General features: G+C 63.5%; 18 protein-coding genes. 11 read left to right on the top strand and 7 right to left on the bottom strand.

Annotated features, from left to right (window positions below; translation table 11 throughout):
• Positions 1–154 precede the first annotated feature (154 nt).
• On the top strand, positions 155–811 hold the full coding sequence (locus tag A3M7_RS0130420; protein ID WP_027547311.1) for a glutathione S-transferase family protein: 657 nt from the start codon (positions 155–157) through the stop codon (positions 809–811).
• A gap of 280 nt (positions 812–1,091) precedes the next feature.
• On the opposite strand, the gene A3M7_RS0130415 is transcribed toward A3M7_RS0130420, so the two are convergent.
• The gene (locus A3M7_RS0130415; RefSeq protein WP_027547310.1) at positions 1,092–1,316 is read right to left on the bottom strand and encodes a hypothetical protein; all 225 of its coding nucleotides are present in this window, start codon (positions 1,314–1,316) and stop codon (positions 1,092–1,094) included.
• A gap of 184 nt (positions 1,317–1,500) precedes the next feature.
• Between A3M7_RS0130415 and A3M7_RS0130410 the strand changes: the two genes are divergently transcribed.
• A complete protein-coding gene (locus A3M7_RS0130410; RefSeq protein ID WP_027547309.1) occupies positions 1,501–1,857 on the top strand; it encodes a hypothetical protein in 357 nt (118 codons plus the stop codon).
• Between the two features lie 9 nt (positions 1,858–1,866).
• Here A3M7_RS0130410 and A3M7_RS0130405 read toward each other — a convergent pair whose 3' ends face one another.
• On the bottom strand, positions 1,867–2,970 hold the full coding sequence (locus A3M7_RS0130405) for a mandelate racemase/muconate lactonizing enzyme family protein (protein ID WP_027547308.1): 1,104 nt from the start codon (positions 2,968–2,970) through the stop codon (positions 1,867–1,869).
• A 183-nt stretch (positions 2,971–3,153) separates the two neighbouring features.
• Between A3M7_RS0130405 and A3M7_RS0130400 the strand changes: the two genes are divergently transcribed.
• The 5 genes from A3M7_RS0130400 (at position 3,154) to A3M7_RS0130380 (ending at position 8,500) form a co-directional block, all read left to right on the top strand.
• The gene (locus tag A3M7_RS0130400; protein WP_027547307.1) at positions 3,154–3,987 is read left to right on the top strand and encodes an AraC family transcriptional regulator; all 834 of its coding nucleotides are present in this window, start codon (positions 3,154–3,156) and stop codon (positions 3,985–3,987) included.
• 135 nt (positions 3,988–4,122) lie between these two features.
• Positions 4,123–5,049: an SMP-30/gluconolactonase/LRE family protein gene (locus A3M7_RS0130395; RefSeq protein WP_027547306.1), complete on the top strand. Its 927-nt coding sequence runs from the start codon at positions 4,123–4,125 to the stop codon at positions 5,047–5,049.
• Between the two features lie 119 nt (positions 5,050–5,168).
• On the top strand, positions 5,169–5,762 hold the full coding sequence (locus A3M7_RS0130390; protein ID WP_027547305.1) for a GNAT family N-acetyltransferase: 594 nt from the start codon (positions 5,169–5,171) through the stop codon (positions 5,760–5,762).
• 14 nt (positions 5,763–5,776) lie between these two features.
• The gene (locus A3M7_RS0130385; protein ID WP_027547304.1) at positions 5,777–7,423 is read left to right on the top strand and encodes a GMC family oxidoreductase; all 1,647 of its coding nucleotides are present in this window, start codon (positions 5,777–5,779) and stop codon (positions 7,421–7,423) included.
• Between the two features lie 306 nt (positions 7,424–7,729).
• On the top strand, positions 7,730–8,500 hold the full coding sequence (locus A3M7_RS0130380; protein ID WP_027547303.1) for an outer membrane protein: 771 nt from the start codon (positions 7,730–7,732) through the stop codon (positions 8,498–8,500).
• A gap of 139 nt (positions 8,501–8,639) precedes the next feature.
• Here the strand turns inward: A3M7_RS0130380 and A3M7_RS45125 are convergent, their stop codons facing one another.
• A complete protein-coding gene (locus A3M7_RS45125) occupies positions 8,640–8,960 on the bottom strand; it encodes a hypothetical protein (protein WP_049823764.1) in 321 nt (106 codons plus the stop codon).
• Positions 8,961–9,057: 97 nt separating this feature from the next.
• Between A3M7_RS45125 and A3M7_RS0130370 the strand changes: the two genes are divergently transcribed.
• From A3M7_RS0130370 to A3M7_RS48990, 3 genes are all read left to right on the top strand, one after another.
• Positions 9,058–9,330, top strand: a complete 273-nt coding sequence (locus A3M7_RS0130370; RefSeq protein ID WP_027547302.1) for a hypothetical protein — start codon at positions 9,058–9,060, stop codon at positions 9,328–9,330.
• A gap of 777 nt (positions 9,331–10,107) precedes the next feature.
• The gene (locus tag A3M7_RS0130365) at positions 10,108–10,317 is read left to right on the top strand and encodes a hypothetical protein (protein ID WP_027547301.1); all 210 of its coding nucleotides are present in this window, start codon (positions 10,108–10,110) and stop codon (positions 10,315–10,317) included.
• A 1,134-nt stretch (positions 10,318–11,451) separates the two neighbouring features.
• Positions 11,452–11,655, top strand: coding sequence for a hypothetical protein (locus A3M7_RS48990; protein ID WP_156937017.1), 204 nt, complete (start codon positions 11,452–11,454; stop codon positions 11,653–11,655).
• Positions 11,656–11,788: 133 nt separating this feature from the next.
• Here the strand turns inward: A3M7_RS48990 and A3M7_RS0130355 are convergent, their stop codons facing one another.
• The 3 genes from A3M7_RS0130355 to A3M7_RS48980 all read right to left on the bottom strand — a co-directional run bounded on the left by A3M7_RS0130355 (position 11,789) and on the right by A3M7_RS48980 (position 12,613).
• On the bottom strand, positions 11,789–12,067 hold the full coding sequence (locus tag A3M7_RS0130355; protein WP_027547300.1) for a hypothetical protein: 279 nt from the start codon (positions 12,065–12,067) through the stop codon (positions 11,789–11,791).
• Between the two features lie 74 nt (positions 12,068–12,141).
• On the bottom strand, positions 12,142–12,297 hold the full coding sequence (locus tag A3M7_RS48985; RefSeq protein ID WP_156937016.1) for a hypothetical protein: 156 nt from the start codon (positions 12,295–12,297) through the stop codon (positions 12,142–12,144).
• A gap of 28 nt (positions 12,298–12,325) precedes the next feature.
• Positions 12,326–12,613 (bottom strand): hypothetical protein, encoded by a 288-nt coding sequence (locus A3M7_RS48980; RefSeq protein WP_156937015.1) that lies wholly within the window; start codon positions 12,611–12,613, stop codon positions 12,326–12,328.
• Between the two features lie 213 nt (positions 12,614–12,826).
• On the opposite strand from A3M7_RS48980, the gene A3M7_RS0130345 reads away from it, so the two are divergent.
• Positions 12,827–12,994 (top strand): DUF1269 domain-containing protein, encoded by a 168-nt coding sequence (locus A3M7_RS0130345; protein WP_371090221.1) that lies wholly within the window; start codon positions 12,827–12,829, stop codon positions 12,992–12,994.
• 706 nt (positions 12,995–13,700) lie between these two features.
• Here A3M7_RS0130345 and A3M7_RS0130330 read toward each other — a convergent pair.
• Positions 13,701–13,955, bottom strand: a complete 255-nt coding sequence (locus A3M7_RS0130330; RefSeq protein ID WP_027547298.1) for a hypothetical protein — start codon at positions 13,953–13,955, stop codon at positions 13,701–13,703.
• Positions 13,956–14,156 lie beyond the last annotated feature (201 nt).

Here is a 14,156-nt window from a genome sequence, read left to right as displayed (position 1 = left end):
CCATGCAATATCGAAGCCAAACCTGCGTCGAATCGCCCGGAAAACTGGCACATCGCTTGCTCTTCAAGCGGGGTGTACACATCGGAAGCACAGGTAGTGGGCACGCCAGCGGGCCGGGCGGGGTGCCCGTCTCAGGCGTGAGGGAAGGGGCCATATGGCGAAGGCGACACTGACCATCAGCAGCAAGAACTACTCGTCCTGGTCGCTGCGTGGCTGGCTGCTGACGAAATTTTCCGGGCTCGATTTCGAGGAGATCGTGACCGCGCCCGACGACGCCTCCGCGCGCGCCGAAATTCTCTTGCTGTCGTCGTCGATCCTGGTGCCGTGCCTGCGGCACGAGGGCGCCACCGTCTGGGACACGCTGGCGATCGCCGAATATCTCAACGAGGTGATGCCCGATGCCGGCCTGCTGCCGGATGACCGCGTCCAGCGCGCCCATTGCCGCTCGATCTGCGGCGAAATCCATTCCGGCTTCACCACGCTGCGCGCCTCGCTGCCGGTCAATCTGAAGGGGCACTTCCCCGGCTTCAAGATCTGGTCGCGTGCGCAGGCCGACATCGACCGCGTCTGGTTCATCTGGCGCGACTGCCTGGAGAAATCCGGCGGCCCGTTCCTGTTCGGCGAGAGGCGCACCATGGCGGATGCGATGTACGCGCCCGTGGTGACGCGCTTCGTGACCTATGACGTCAAGCTCGAGCCGCTTCTGAAGGCCTACGCCGATACCATCATGGCGATGCCCGAGATGAAGGAATGGATCGCGGCGGCGAAGGAAGAGCCGGCCGAGATCGAGGAGCTCGAGGTCGAATATTAGGCAGGGCCGGCTCGGCCCTGCCTGTTTCGGGGGCGGGGACCGTCTGGGGCCGTGGTGCGAGCCACGCCTCGTCCACCGTTAACCTTTGGCGCCGGCTCGACGCCCGAGCCCGCCCGCAGGTCTCGCAGATATTGTGCGCGAGAACAGACCCGCATCGACATCTAGCCGTGAACAGGCGTGGACAAGGCCATTCGGCTGATTCGGACGCGATTCGTTCGAACCGCGTTCCGAAGGTTAAGACGGAGCGCGGCCCCGTTGCATTTTGGAACAAAAGCCGCCGTCAGGCGACGCCGGAGTGCTTCAGGCGTGGCAGGCGCCAGCCGATCACGGTCGCTTCGACCGCGATGCCGGCCTCGTGGTTCTGCCAGCGTCCCTCGACATAGCGGCAGGCGAACGGCAGTTGATACGTTCCGCTGTGATCCTCGCACAGCACTTCGACCGGCAAGCCAGGTGGCGGTTCTCCAGCGCCGTCGAACTCCGCCAGACGTCTATCGCGCGTTGCCATTCCAAAAATCTCCCCTAATCAAAGCCGCGGAAAGAGCGCCCAATTCTTCCGCGTGCGGTTCAATGCTCCCTGTCCCGAGGGAACGGGCCAAGCTCAACGCGAGAATGCGGTACGAGTGTGGTAGCGTCCGGCGGCTGTGCGCAAAAAGCGCACATTGCCGTGATCGATTTGACGAGGAACCTGCATGCCGTTTCGAAGCGCCGGCGTTTGTGTCGTGATGTTGCTGCTCGCCACGCTGGCGACCGCGCCGCTCCGCGCGCAGGACGTGCCCGGCATCGAGATCTGCACCGTCGAGAAGACCATGGAGCGGCGCACGAGCTGTCTCCAGAGCAACGTCGATTTCCTCCAGAAGACGATCACCAAGCTCAACCTCGATCACCAGCAGAAGCTGGATGCCGCCAATCGCCAGATCGACGCGTTGAAGACGAGCCTCGCCGGCTTGCAGAAGACACTCGGCGATCTCCAGGCCGCGCAGACGAAGATCGCGGAGGACGCGAAGAAGAAGCAGGACGCGCCGCCGGCCAAGGACGCGTCGAAATAGGCGCCGCGCTCACGCGACGCGATATCGCTCCATCACGCCGCGGTCGGGCTCGTAGCCGAGCCCAGCTCCAGTCGGCACCGCGACATGGCCGGTGGCATCGACATCGGCGCGGCCACCCCAGAGGCAGGCCTCGCGCTTCAGGTAAAACATCTCGACGAACCCGTCGTCGCGCACGGCCAACAGATGCAGGGTCGCCAGCAGGCCAGGACCGAAATACGGGGAATGCGGGACGATCTTGACGCCGAGCCCATCTGCGAGCGCCGCGACCTTCAGAAATTCCGTGATGCCGCCGACCTTGGTCACCGACGGCTGGGCATGGCTCACCGCGCCCGCATCCATCATCTGGCGGAATTGATATTCCGTGCAGGCGTTCTCGCCGGCGGCGACGCCGAGCCCGCCCTTGCGGCGGACCTCGGCGAGCGCTGCAAAATCCTCCGGTGGCCAGACCGGCTCCTCCAGGAACATCGGCTGCGCATCAGCGCATGTCCCGGCGAACGCGATCGCCTGCTCACATGACAGCGGGCAGTTCATGTCCACCATCAGCGGAATGCCCGGGCCGATCGCCTCGCGCGCGGCAAAGACCGCCGGCGCCGTGGTCTCGTGCAGCTTGATGGCGCCATAGCCGAGCGCGAGCGCCTTCCTGCATTCGCTGGCGATGTTGTCGGGCGAGCCGATCCGCAACAGGCTCGCATAGGCCGGAATGGCCGGGCGCCTGGTCTCGCCGAGCAGGCGATGCAGCGGCACGCCCTCGATCTTCGCGGCGAGGTCCCACAGCGCGATGTCGAGCCCTGATATCGCGAACATGGTGATGCCGTAGCGGCCGAACAGATGCAGATTGCGCTGGATCTGCTCCATCACCGCGGGAATGCCGGCGGCATCGGGAACCTCCAGCCCGCGGGCCTGCGGTGCGATCATCTCCTCGACGGCGCTGCGCGTGGTGCGGGGGCAGACATAGGCGAAGGCATCGCCCCAGCCGGTCAGCCCGGAATCGGTCGTGACCTCGACGATCACCATGTCCAGCGCGGTGATGGCGGAGGCGCCCTGGCGGAAGCTCGCGACACCGGCATCATAGGGGATGCGGATATGGTGCGCCCGCACATCGGTGACCTTCATGGCGCGGTTCCTCCTGCTTTCTTGCGAGCGGTTTCAAGGACGTCCCGAGTGTAGCCATGAACGCCCGGGCGTTGCCAGTGGCTGTTCCGGCGTTATCCTCTTGCGGGGACCGCAACGCCGATCAAGCGAAGCCCGCGGCGTTCCGTACATCATGGCCGCGCTTCGAACGAGGGCCGAACCACCATGAATCCAGCCCAGCGCGCGCTCTGGTATATCGAGAGCCATCTGGCCGAGCCGATGACGCTCGACGAGATCGCTGCGGTATCAGGCGTGTCGCGGTTCCACATCGTGCGTGCGTTTGCCGCAGCCACCGGCCTGCCGGTGATGCGCTACGTGCGCGCGCGGCGGCTGACCGAGGCGGCGCGCAGCCTTGCGAACGGCGCGCCGGACATTCTGTCGCTGGCGCTGGAGGCGGATTACGGCTCGCACGAAGCATTCACCCGCGCGTTCCGCGACCAGTTTGGCACCACGCCCGAAGCGGTGCGGGCCGCGACGTGCACCGGCCATCTCAAGCTTCAGGAGCCGATCCCCATGGACTCCACCCTGTCAGACACGCTCGCCCCGCCGCGTTTCGAGACCGCAAAGGCCTTCCTCGTCGCCGGCATCAGTGAACGCATCTCCTGCGACAACGGCGCCATCATCCCGGGAATGTGGCACCGCTTCAACCAGGAGGTCGCCGACATTCCGGCGCGTGTCGGCAACGTCGCCTATGGCGTCTGCTGCAACGGCGACGATGCCGGCAATTTCGACTACATCGCCGGTGTCGAGGTCGGCGATTATTCCGACCTGCCGCGCCGCTTCGGCCGCATCCGCATCCCCGAGCAGCGCTATGCGGTGTTCACCCACACCGACCACGTCGCCTCGATCCGGCGCACCATCAACACGATCTGGAATCAGTGGCTGCCGGCTTCCGGCCTGAAGGCCGCAGACGCGCCGAACTTCGAGCGCTACGACGAAAAATTCGATCCCGCGACCGGCAATGGCGGTTTCGAGATATGGATACCAGTGCGGGAGTAACACGCAACGCTGGCATACCGTCCCGCTTGCTTGGCAAGCCCCGGTGACTTTGTCATAACCACGGGCAAATCTTGCGTGTGGAGGCCCGTGCCGGACATCCCGTGCAAGCCATAACAAGCAGCCGGGGAGTCTCAAATGTCTGACGTCCGCGTTCTCGCCACCGACCTCGAATTTCCCGAAGGGCCGGTCGTGATGCCGGACGGCTCGGTGGTGCTGGTGGAGATCCGCGGCCAGCGCCTGACCCGAATCCATCCCGACGGCCGCAAGGAGATCGTCGCCAAGGTGCCGGGCGGACCGAATGGCGCGGCCCTCGGCCCCGACGGCAAGATCTACATCTGCAACAATGGCGGCTTCTCCTGGATCCCGACCGGCAAGATGATCATGCCGGGCCCGCAGCCGGACGGCTATCTCGGCGGCTCGATCCAGCGCGTCGATCTGCAATCGGGCAAGGTCGAGACCGTCGTGACCAGATGCGGCGAGCACGATCTGCGCGGACCGAACGATCTGGTGTTCGACAGGCACGGCGGCCTCTGGTTCTCCGATCTCGGCAAGCGCCGCGCGCGCGAGATGGACGTCGGCGGCATGTACTACCTCAAGCCCGGCATGACCGAGATCGTGGAGGTCGTGCACGGCGTGCTGCCGGCCAACGGCATCGGGCTGTCGCCGGACGAAAACACGGTCTACATCGCGGAAACGCCGACGGGGCGGCTCTGGGCCTATGAGCTCTCCGCCCCCGGCACGCTCAAGCCGCGCGAGCCGATCTACCGCGGCGAGCGGGGCACGCCGATCTGCGGCCTCGGCGGCTACCAGATGTTCGACTCGCTCGCGGTGGAGGCGAACGGCAATGTCTGCGTCGCCACCCTCGTCTCCGGCTGCATCTCGGTGATCGCGCCGGACGGCACCCTGGTCGAGCAGGTCCCGACCGGCGACCGCGTCACCACCAACATCGCCTTCGGCGGCCCCGGGCTGAAGACCGCCTACATCACGCTGTCAGGCAAGGGCGAGCTGATCGCCATGGACTGGCCGCGCGGCGGTTTGCCGTTGAATTTTCTGAACAAGTGACAATCGCGTAAAACGCGATTGTCATCCCGGGGCTATGCGGAGCATAGAACCCGGGATCTCGAGATTCCGGGTTCGGTCCAGCGGACCGCCCCGGAATGACAATCATGAGGAACGATACAATGCCCTGGCCTGATCCCATCACCCTGCGTGGACAGCACGCCCGTCTCGAGCCGCTGTCGCATCAGCATATCGAGGGGCTGACAGAGGCTGTGAAGGACGGCGAGCTCTCAAAACTCTGGTACACCGCGATTCCCCTGCCCGAGAACATGGGCAAGGAGATCGACCGCCGCCTCGGGCTCCAGGCCGCGGGCTCGATGCTGCCGTTCACCGTGTTCGATGCCGGCGGCAACATCGTCGGCATGACGACCTACATGAACATCGATGCCGCCAACCGCCGCGTCGAGATCGGCTCGACCTGGTATGGCAAGAGCGCGCAGCGCGGGCCGCTCAACACGCAGTGCAAGCTGCTGCTGCTCCGGCACGCCTTCGAGACGCTGAACTGCATCGCGGTCGAATTCCGCACGCACTTCTTCAACCACCAGAGCCGCCGCGCCATCGAGCGCCTCGGCGCCAAGCAGGACGGCATTCTGCGCAGCCACCAGGTCGCGCCGAACGGCACGCTGCGCGACACCGTGGTCTACAGCATCACCGCCGCCGAATGGCCGACGGTGCAGACGCATTTGAATTATCAACTCAACGACAAGCCGCGCTGAGCGGCCGAGGCACCATGGACAGATTTGATTATGTGATCGTCGGCGCGGGCTCGGCCGGCTGCGTGCTGACCAGCCGGCTGAGCGAAGATCCGAACGTTAGCGTCTGCGTGCTCGAGGCTGGCCCGAGCGACTGGCATCCGTACATCCATCTGCCGGCGGGCTTCATCAAGACCTTCCACATGAAGAGCATCAACTGGGCCTACCAGCAGGAGCCGGGGCCCTGGACCGGCGGGCGCAGCATCTACGCGCCGCGCGGCAAGACGCTCGGCGGCTCGTCCTCGATCAACGGCCACATCTACAATCGCGGCCAGCGCATGGATTTCGACACCTGGGCGCAGATGGGCAATCGCGGCTGGGGCTATGCCGACGTGCTGCCCTACTTCAAGCGGCTGGAGAAGCGGGTCGGCGAGGGCGAGGACACCTATCGCGGACGCGACGGCAACCTCATCGTCACCACCATGGACTGGCGCGATCCGCTCTGCGAAGCCTTCATGGAGGGCGCGGTCTCGCTCGGCATCCCGCGCAACCCCGACTACAACGGCGCGAAGCAGGAAGGCGTCTCCTACTGCCAGCGCACCATCAACAACGGCCTGCGCGTCTCCGGCTCGACTGCGTTCCTGAAGCCCGCGATGAAGCGGCCGAACGTGCATGTGCACACCCACGCGCACGCGACCGAGATCATCTTCGAGGGCAAGCGCGCCGTCGGCGTGCGCTACACCAAGGGCGGCCGCGGCGGCACGCCGGTGGAAGTGCGCGCCAACAAGGAAGTGATCCTCTCCGGCGGCACCTATAATTCGCCGCAGCTGCTCCAGCTCTCCGGAATCGGCTCGCCCGATTTGCTCGGTGCTCACGGCATCGCGGTTCGCCACGCGTTGCCGGTTGGCGAGGGCCTGCAAGACCATTATGCCCCACGCACGGTCGCGCGCGTAAAAGACATCAAGACCATCAACGAGCTCCGCCGCGGCCTCTCGCTGTGGATCGAGGCGCTGAAATGGGCGACCGCGCGCCGCGGCCTGCTCTCGCTGTCGCCGACCATGGTCTATTGCTTCTGGCACTCCGGCGAGAGCGCCGAGAGCTCCGATCTGCAACTCACCTTCACGCCGGCAAGCTACAAGGAAGGCGTGCAGGGCCAGCTCGAGGACGAGCCCGGCATGACCGTGGCCTCCTGGCAGCAGCGCCCCGAGAGCCGCGGCTATGTCCGCATCCGCTCAAGCGATCCCTTTGCGCCGCCGATCATCCAGACCAACTATCTCGACGCCGAGCTCGACCGCCGCGTCATCGTCGGCGGCATGAAGCTCGCGCGGCGCCTCTTGAAGTCCGCGCCGCTGTCGCCCTATTACGCCTACGAGGATTTCCCCGGTCCGAACATCAACACCGACGACGAATTCCTCGCCGCCGCCACCGAACGCGGCACCACCACCTTCCACCCCGGCTGCACCTGCCGCATGGGCCCGGCGGACTCGACATGGGCCGTGGTGGACGACCAGCTCCGCGTCCATGGCCTCCAGGGCCTCCGCGTCATCGATGCTTCCGTGATGCCGCGCATGATCTCGGCGAACCTCAACGCCTCCACCATGATGATCGCCGATCGCGCCTCCGACCTCATCCGCGGCAAGGTGCCGATGGAGTCCGCGCGCATTCCGGATGCGGCGGTGGCGTGAGGTAGACTTCGTAGGGTGGGTTAGCCAGCGGCTGCGCAAAGCGCAGCCGCTGGCGTAACCCACCGCTTCTGTCGGTGCCGGCACACAGTGGCGGATTACGCCTTCGGCTAATCCGCCCTACGCTCTGCTTATCCTCTCATCCAAACCGGGATGATCGCATCCGCCCGCACGCCGTTCCCGGTATTCAATTTAAGGTTGATGTACTCTTTGGTCTCCAGTGTTGCGCTAAGGTGACATAAGTTTCAGAAAGCAATGATAGGTTGCATGTGGGGGCTCCGTAGTAGATTTCGATTCGGGGTCGACACAATGAAGCAGATCTTGCTGGGCACGGTTGCCCTCCTCGCGCTCGTCGCTCCTTCCTCGGCCGCTGATCTGGCGGCGCGGCCGTACACCAAAGCGCCCCCTCCAACGGTTCCGTTCTACGACTGGAGCGGCTTCTACATCGGCATCAATGGTGGCGGCGGCTCCGCCCGCAAGTGCTGGGATCTGATCAATCTCGGTGGCGCGGTCGTCGCTCCGGCCGTTTCCATGGGGTGCCACGATGCGACAGGGGGCACGGCCGGCGGTCAGATCGGCTACCGCTGGCAGACGGCGGGCTGGGTGTTCGGCGTGGAGGCACAGGGCAACTGGGCCGATTTCAAGGGGGCCAATGCCAACTCCGTCTTCGCGGGCATCCAGGATGAATCAAAGATCGATGCGTTCGGCCTGTTCACGGGCCAGGTCGGCTATGCCTGGAATAACCTGCTGCTCTATGTGAAGGGTGGCGCCGCAGTCGTCAGCGACAAATACCGTGCTTTCGATATTCCGACCGGGCTGACGATCAACACTGCGAGTGAAACCCGCTGGGGTGGCGCGGTCGGGGCCGGTCTCGAATTTGGCTTCGCTCCGAACTGGTCGGTCGGTGTTGAATACGATCACCTGTTCATGGATCATCGCGACGTGGACTTCCGCTTCACCGGGACCTTTGGTCTTGCGGCGGGCGCTTTTGCGGGAACCGCCCGTATTGGCCAGGACGTCGACATCGGCCTGGTTCGCGTGAACTACCGCTGGGGCGGCCCGCTCGTCGCGAAGTACTGATCGTCGCGCGAACGGGAAGCGTCGAACTGAACTGGTCCAACGTCGCGCGGGCGAGGTGGGTTTCGTTATGCTCGGTTTGCACGACTTCCCCGGATTGCGCCGCGCTCCATCCGGGCTACATGGCTGACGCAAACCCACCTTACGTTTCGGCAAGCAACGAAGAGACCCGGCCCGACAGGACCAATTCTTCGGCGGCATTTTCCATGTTGGTCCGCGTTACCGCGCGTATGACGACCAGATTCGGTTCAAAGAAGATTTGGCCGGCGGGGACCTCATCCTGGATTTGTTGGCTCAGGCGCGCTTGGTCATAGAAGTTGATCGAGTAGCGTATGTCTGACGCAATGATCCGAGCGCCTGAAAACCAACCCTTTGCTTCCACTTCCCAGCAGTAGTCGTCAAAGTCCGCGGGCAATTCTAGATACCAGCTTCGCACTTCGCCTCCCTCCTGGATCGTTTGCACGGACTATGAGATCGTCCGTCGTTACGCTACAAGGTGCTATTCTAAGTTGTCAAAGGACGCGAATTGACTTCCTCGCGACCAACGGAAGCATAGTCAGATGATGATCTCGGGCCGTGAGCGACAATCCGCTGGCCAGATTGCCTTCTGCGGCCTCGTCTTTCTCTGCACCGCTATTCCGGTCGGTCTGCTGTTGCGCGTGGGCTGGCGGGATTGGACGCTCTTTGCCGGCCTCTGGGCGGTCATGTATTTCATGGGCGGAATAGGATGGTTTCCTCGAGGCACGCCGGTTCAAAAGGCCTTTTCATATGGCCTGCTCGTCGGCACGGTGCTTCCAGCGCTGGAGTGGGCGTCGACGCTTAACGGCCCGTAGCCCGTCGGGCAAAACATCCCGCCGCCCGTCAACCCCTTCCCGCAAAAATATTCCACTTTGCCGAAATTCGGAATTGCGGCATAAGTCGCAACAGCCCGGCCCGACGAAGAGGGGCGGTTCGCGAGTCGTTCGAAACGCGGGCCGGGTTGCGGTGGACGCGGCAGCGTCGGCACGACCGGTAGCGGGCAGGGCGGGTAGTCCCTGTGAGTCCGCGGCCACGTGTAGACGGACGGCGCTGAGCGCGTACGGCAAAACCGTGTGGTCCTGTCGTCTAGCGATTTCCTGCGCTTGGGGAAAACTCAAAAAGCCTCGTCTAATTAAGGGGTTATATGAATTTGCCGGCGCGCCGGATGGCCGGCGAAACCGCGCCGGGCCCTATTAGGCCCTAGTTGCGCGGTCCCGGCTGCTTTTGGTCGCCTGTGCGCCGGCGCGGCTTGCCCGGTGTCCGATAGCCCGGCGCTGGCGGCGCGCTGTGCGGCCTTCTAATGGCCTCGACGCTGACGCCTGCCGCCTGTCCCCGTCGTGATGGCGCGGTCGCGGTGATGGGCGCGCTGCTCTCGATGTCGCTGCTCGATGATGGGCGCGCTGTCGATCCCAGTCGATATGCGCGCGGCTTGTCCGCGTGTCCGTTGCCCGTCGTGGTGACGGTGAGGTGCTTGACGCCAGCGAGGTGCTATAGTCGCAATCCGCAGCCTGAGCGAACCATCTTGGAGGCCCTATAGTCGATGGCGTTAATACTAGGCCGGGCCGGAACAATCCACTTCAAGGAGCGTACCGATGCATGACGTAAGGGAAAAGCAACGCGAAGCCCGCCGGAAGATCATTCGCCAATGGGCGAAGCTTCCGAAGGATAAACGGCAGTCTATGGAGGGGATTTCTGATTTCGCCAGGACCGCCGCTCAGCAGAACGAGAAAGCATTCGTCCGCAGTCGTCGCGATCCGCATGAGAAGATCATGGGATGGCTATTGCCGCGTGCTCATCTCTGAACGACTGAGCCCTCTGCACATACCGTCTCCTGCACCGCAGTCTGATCGCCCGGTGCGATGGGACGCGCTCGATGACGTGGTGGACGTGATACGACGGCTCGACGCTGGGGTGGCCCGTCGTTTGCGCGCTGCCTGCCGCCGTCGCGTGGTGATGCCGCGCCTGTCCGCGCCGTGATGCTGGCGCGCTTTACGGTAGCAGCCTGCGACCGTAGATGACGTGATGCCGCGCGAGCGCTGGCGACGCGGTGGCGTGATGCGGTGCCGCCGGAAACCAGCGGGAGGGATTGGTGAGGGTCGTGCGCTTGATGCTGGCGCACGGTCGCGTCGTGGTGACGATGCGTGGCGACAAAGACAAGAAGCGACGCAGTGTCCCCTCAGAACGGGATCGATGGTGCGCGGACCCGGTTAATGAAAAGTTAACAGAACAGGTAAACTTGGCAGTTGTCGTGATCGTGATGACGTGCGGCGCGTGACGCTGTCCGGGCGCGTGAAGTTGTGAGCGGTCCCTCCGCAATCGGTCGGCAGGGTCCTTTGGAGAGCGCCCCAAAGCGCGGGGACCGCGCGACCGCGACCTTTGAGGATATTTGCAATTGCGCATTCCGATGTAAATTATGTACCATTCGTACACAAAGGCCGCGTGCTCGATGATAGCAGCGCGCCGGGACGAGAACGAGCAGAGCCGTGCTTGGCCCCTCATACTGCTCTGCGGACGTGACGGCATACACAAAAGAAAGGCCGCCTGCGTCGCCACAAGCGGCCCAAGTCTAGGGAGGAAACGCCCAAGGAGGGCAGCGATAGCGAAGCGCTACCGCATACCCTTAGCTAAGATGATCGCGATCAGCGGTTCAATTGAACAAATGTAAACGTCGGGCATCTAAAGGGGCCACGGAACCATACGAAGGTTGCCCTTGAAGCCGACCACTTCCGCACTAAGCCCTGTTCTTCATCGCGCTGGTCGTCGTCATGGTCGCGGTGGCGCTGCTGCTGGCGCGTTGACCCACAGCGGCACTGCTGGAGGGCGCTGGGGTAACCCTCAACCAACTCGCCGCCGATCCCAAATCAATCCCAAGTGTGAACTGGTTCATAACCACTTGCGCTCTTCCGGCAGAATACGGCTCGCGGAGGGAACAAGCCATGACCCAGCAACCCGCGAAGCGCATACCCGAGTGGCTCATGATCGACCTGCTGGTGATCGTCGTATCGCTGGCGATTATCGGCCTCTTTATGGCCATACATGACCCAACAACCCGCGAAGCGCATACCCCAGTGGCTCACGACCAACCTGCTGGTGATCGTCGTATCGCTAGCGATTATTATCGGCATCTTTATAGCCATTGATTAAGTCGCCCAATCAGTGCTGCCATTTGCTGGCTTGCCCCGCTGCTTGATCGCCCACAGCCGATAGCGCGTGACTGGTGAAATCACCAGTCAGGAGTACACCCCGGTCACCACTGGTGATTTCACCAGTGGTCTACTTGCCCCGCTGCTTGACGCGCCACAATCGATAAGCCTCGGCCTCGTATGCGTCCAGCTCTGTCGGTGGCGGGATCAGCTTCGCGCCCTCGCTGCGGAAATGGTCGAGACCGCGCCCAAGCTTGCGGCCTGCCAGCGTGTGCTGATCGTTGGCCCAGTCGGGGATCGTCGGCGCGTAGTCCTCAAGCATAGAACGCAGCCCGATGGCTGCACCGAAATGACAGCCTGCACGGGATTTCGGCGATCGGCACATCATGCGGATGACGTTGCCCACCATCAACCGGGCTTCACCGATGGATTGCTGTAGCGCTCCCGCGATTGCGCGACTGCCGTCGAGACGAACGGCACGACCTACGGCGCGGCCAGCGTGTGGCAGATGACCTCTAGCCGATTGCAGACCATGCTGTGGAATGCCTTGCTGGTGTGGATCAGTTCGCAGGCGAATTCCATGGCTTCGCGCTCAAGGCCGCGCCTGATCGCCTTCTGCATCGCTGAGACGTAGGCCATTGCAGGAAGGCCGCCCCTGGTATCGGGATCATCGGCTTGCTCCGTCTGATGCGACTGACAATGGCGATGTCAGTCGCATCGCGACGGCGACGACGATGGTCTCGCCCGCGATTTTGGCCGTGACGAGCGCGCGGGCCTGTTCGATCGAATAGGCGTAGATCGTGAAAAGCGGCTTGCCTTCTGGATCACGACGAAGGGTTGCGGGTTTCGCGTGGCTTGCTCCTGAAGCTCGAGCGAACCCCGAGCCTCCACGTTCAGCCAAAAAAGCCGCCCGCAGTAAAACAATAGTTTTCAGCCGGAAATCATTGTCGAACATCGTTTTGCGGCCTGATCGCCTCCGCCGGCAGCGCGGGTTGCGGCCTGTGCCGGGAGTGCCCGCCGCCTCCCATTGTGCCCGGCGCGCCGTCATCCGCTATCCGTAGCGGCTTGCCTGTCCCGCGCGACCGGGCGCATTCTCTCTCGCATGGCAGCAATCGTTCGGGTAGAGGAGCAGAACAGATGAGTGACCTTGTCGTAATTGCATTCCCAGGTGCGCAAAGTCACGGCAGACAAGGTTCTTGAGAGGCTCAAAGGCGAAGGCGGCACGGTGCTAAAGACTTCTCTCGACCACACTAAGGAAGCCGCCTTGCAAGCGGCGCTGGCGGAGGTCAAGGCGGCGGTACCGGCGGCTTCGCCTCCTGATTTGCCGGGCGCTTGAAACGATGGCGACCGCCTGCCGACGACCGCTCTGGGCATTACCGCAGCCAGCGGTGCGCCGCGAACGCGAGGAGCAGTGGCGATCGCGGCCCTCACGCTGTCGTCAAAAAGGAAAACAGAAGATAGGCGAGGTAGGCGATCAGACCGACACAAAAGCCAGTCGCGATTGCCTCGATGATGGACGCCTGTCTCGGGTCAAGTGTCATGTGCCATCGTTGGCGGCAGTCGAGCGGCGGCGTTGATCTTGATCAAGCCGCCTTAGGGTGCTGGAGCGGGAACCTGTGGATGCGCGCGCCGTGGGATGAAGCGAAGGCACTGCAGCGACCGCTGCCGGACGATGCACAAAGGATCGTCATACGCGGGGCTGACAAAGAGGATCGCGCGGCGGCAGCATGAGCGGCGCGGCGGCCTGTCACGAGATGAACAAGCCAAAGGAACCATGATCGACCCGACACTTCCCGACAACGGTGCCATCCGGCGCGTCGAGAGCGCGACGGGCTAAGACCGACACCGACAGCTTCGAGTGGCAGTGGGACCGCAGCCAGCGTTGGCGCAACATCAACCCCGACACGTTTGAGGCACGCGACAAGAACGGCGCAGAAGTTGAGCGAGGACATCAGGGCAGCAAGCCACGGCGCACCGTCACGACGCGCGCGCCTGTGTCTCGGCGGAATGGAGGGATTGACGCCGGCCGTAGGGGCCGCGCATTAGTCCTGGCTCGTCAGGTATTTCAACATGGTATCGCAGGCGTCCTCGGCCTCGGCGAAGGTTTTGAACGGCGAGCCGCCGATCCTGATAGCGCCCATGCTCTGATAAAGCGGACGCCATGACGCCACGAAGCCGACACTTCCGTGAAAGCCGGGTCCGGTGGGACTTTCGAAGCTGATCACGAACGAATAGCCGTCGCCGCTTGCGCTCCATATTTTCATGTTCTCGACGGCCGGATGGAATTGCAGGGACATTGCCAGTCGCTTCTCTTGCTGCCAAACCCCGCTGGTGTCAGCTGCGCAATGAAAGGCTGTCTGGATCGGCCGCGACAGCGGTTCTAATGCACTTTATCCTAGATCAGCGGCTCAATCGTACGTAAGGGATCACGGACCCGATACGAAGATTTATGGCTCGCCCTTAGTGCGGTTGCGTTCGCTTCGTCCCAAGGGCAGCAC

The sequence above is a fragment of the Bradyrhizobium sp. WSM2254 genome, assembly GCF_000472645.1.
GTDB lineage: Bacteria > Pseudomonadota > Alphaproteobacteria > Rhizobiales > Xanthobacteraceae > Bradyrhizobium > Bradyrhizobium niftali.
Note: the sequence above shows the minus strand (reverse complement) of the source record. Positions and strands in the feature narration are given on the sequence as shown.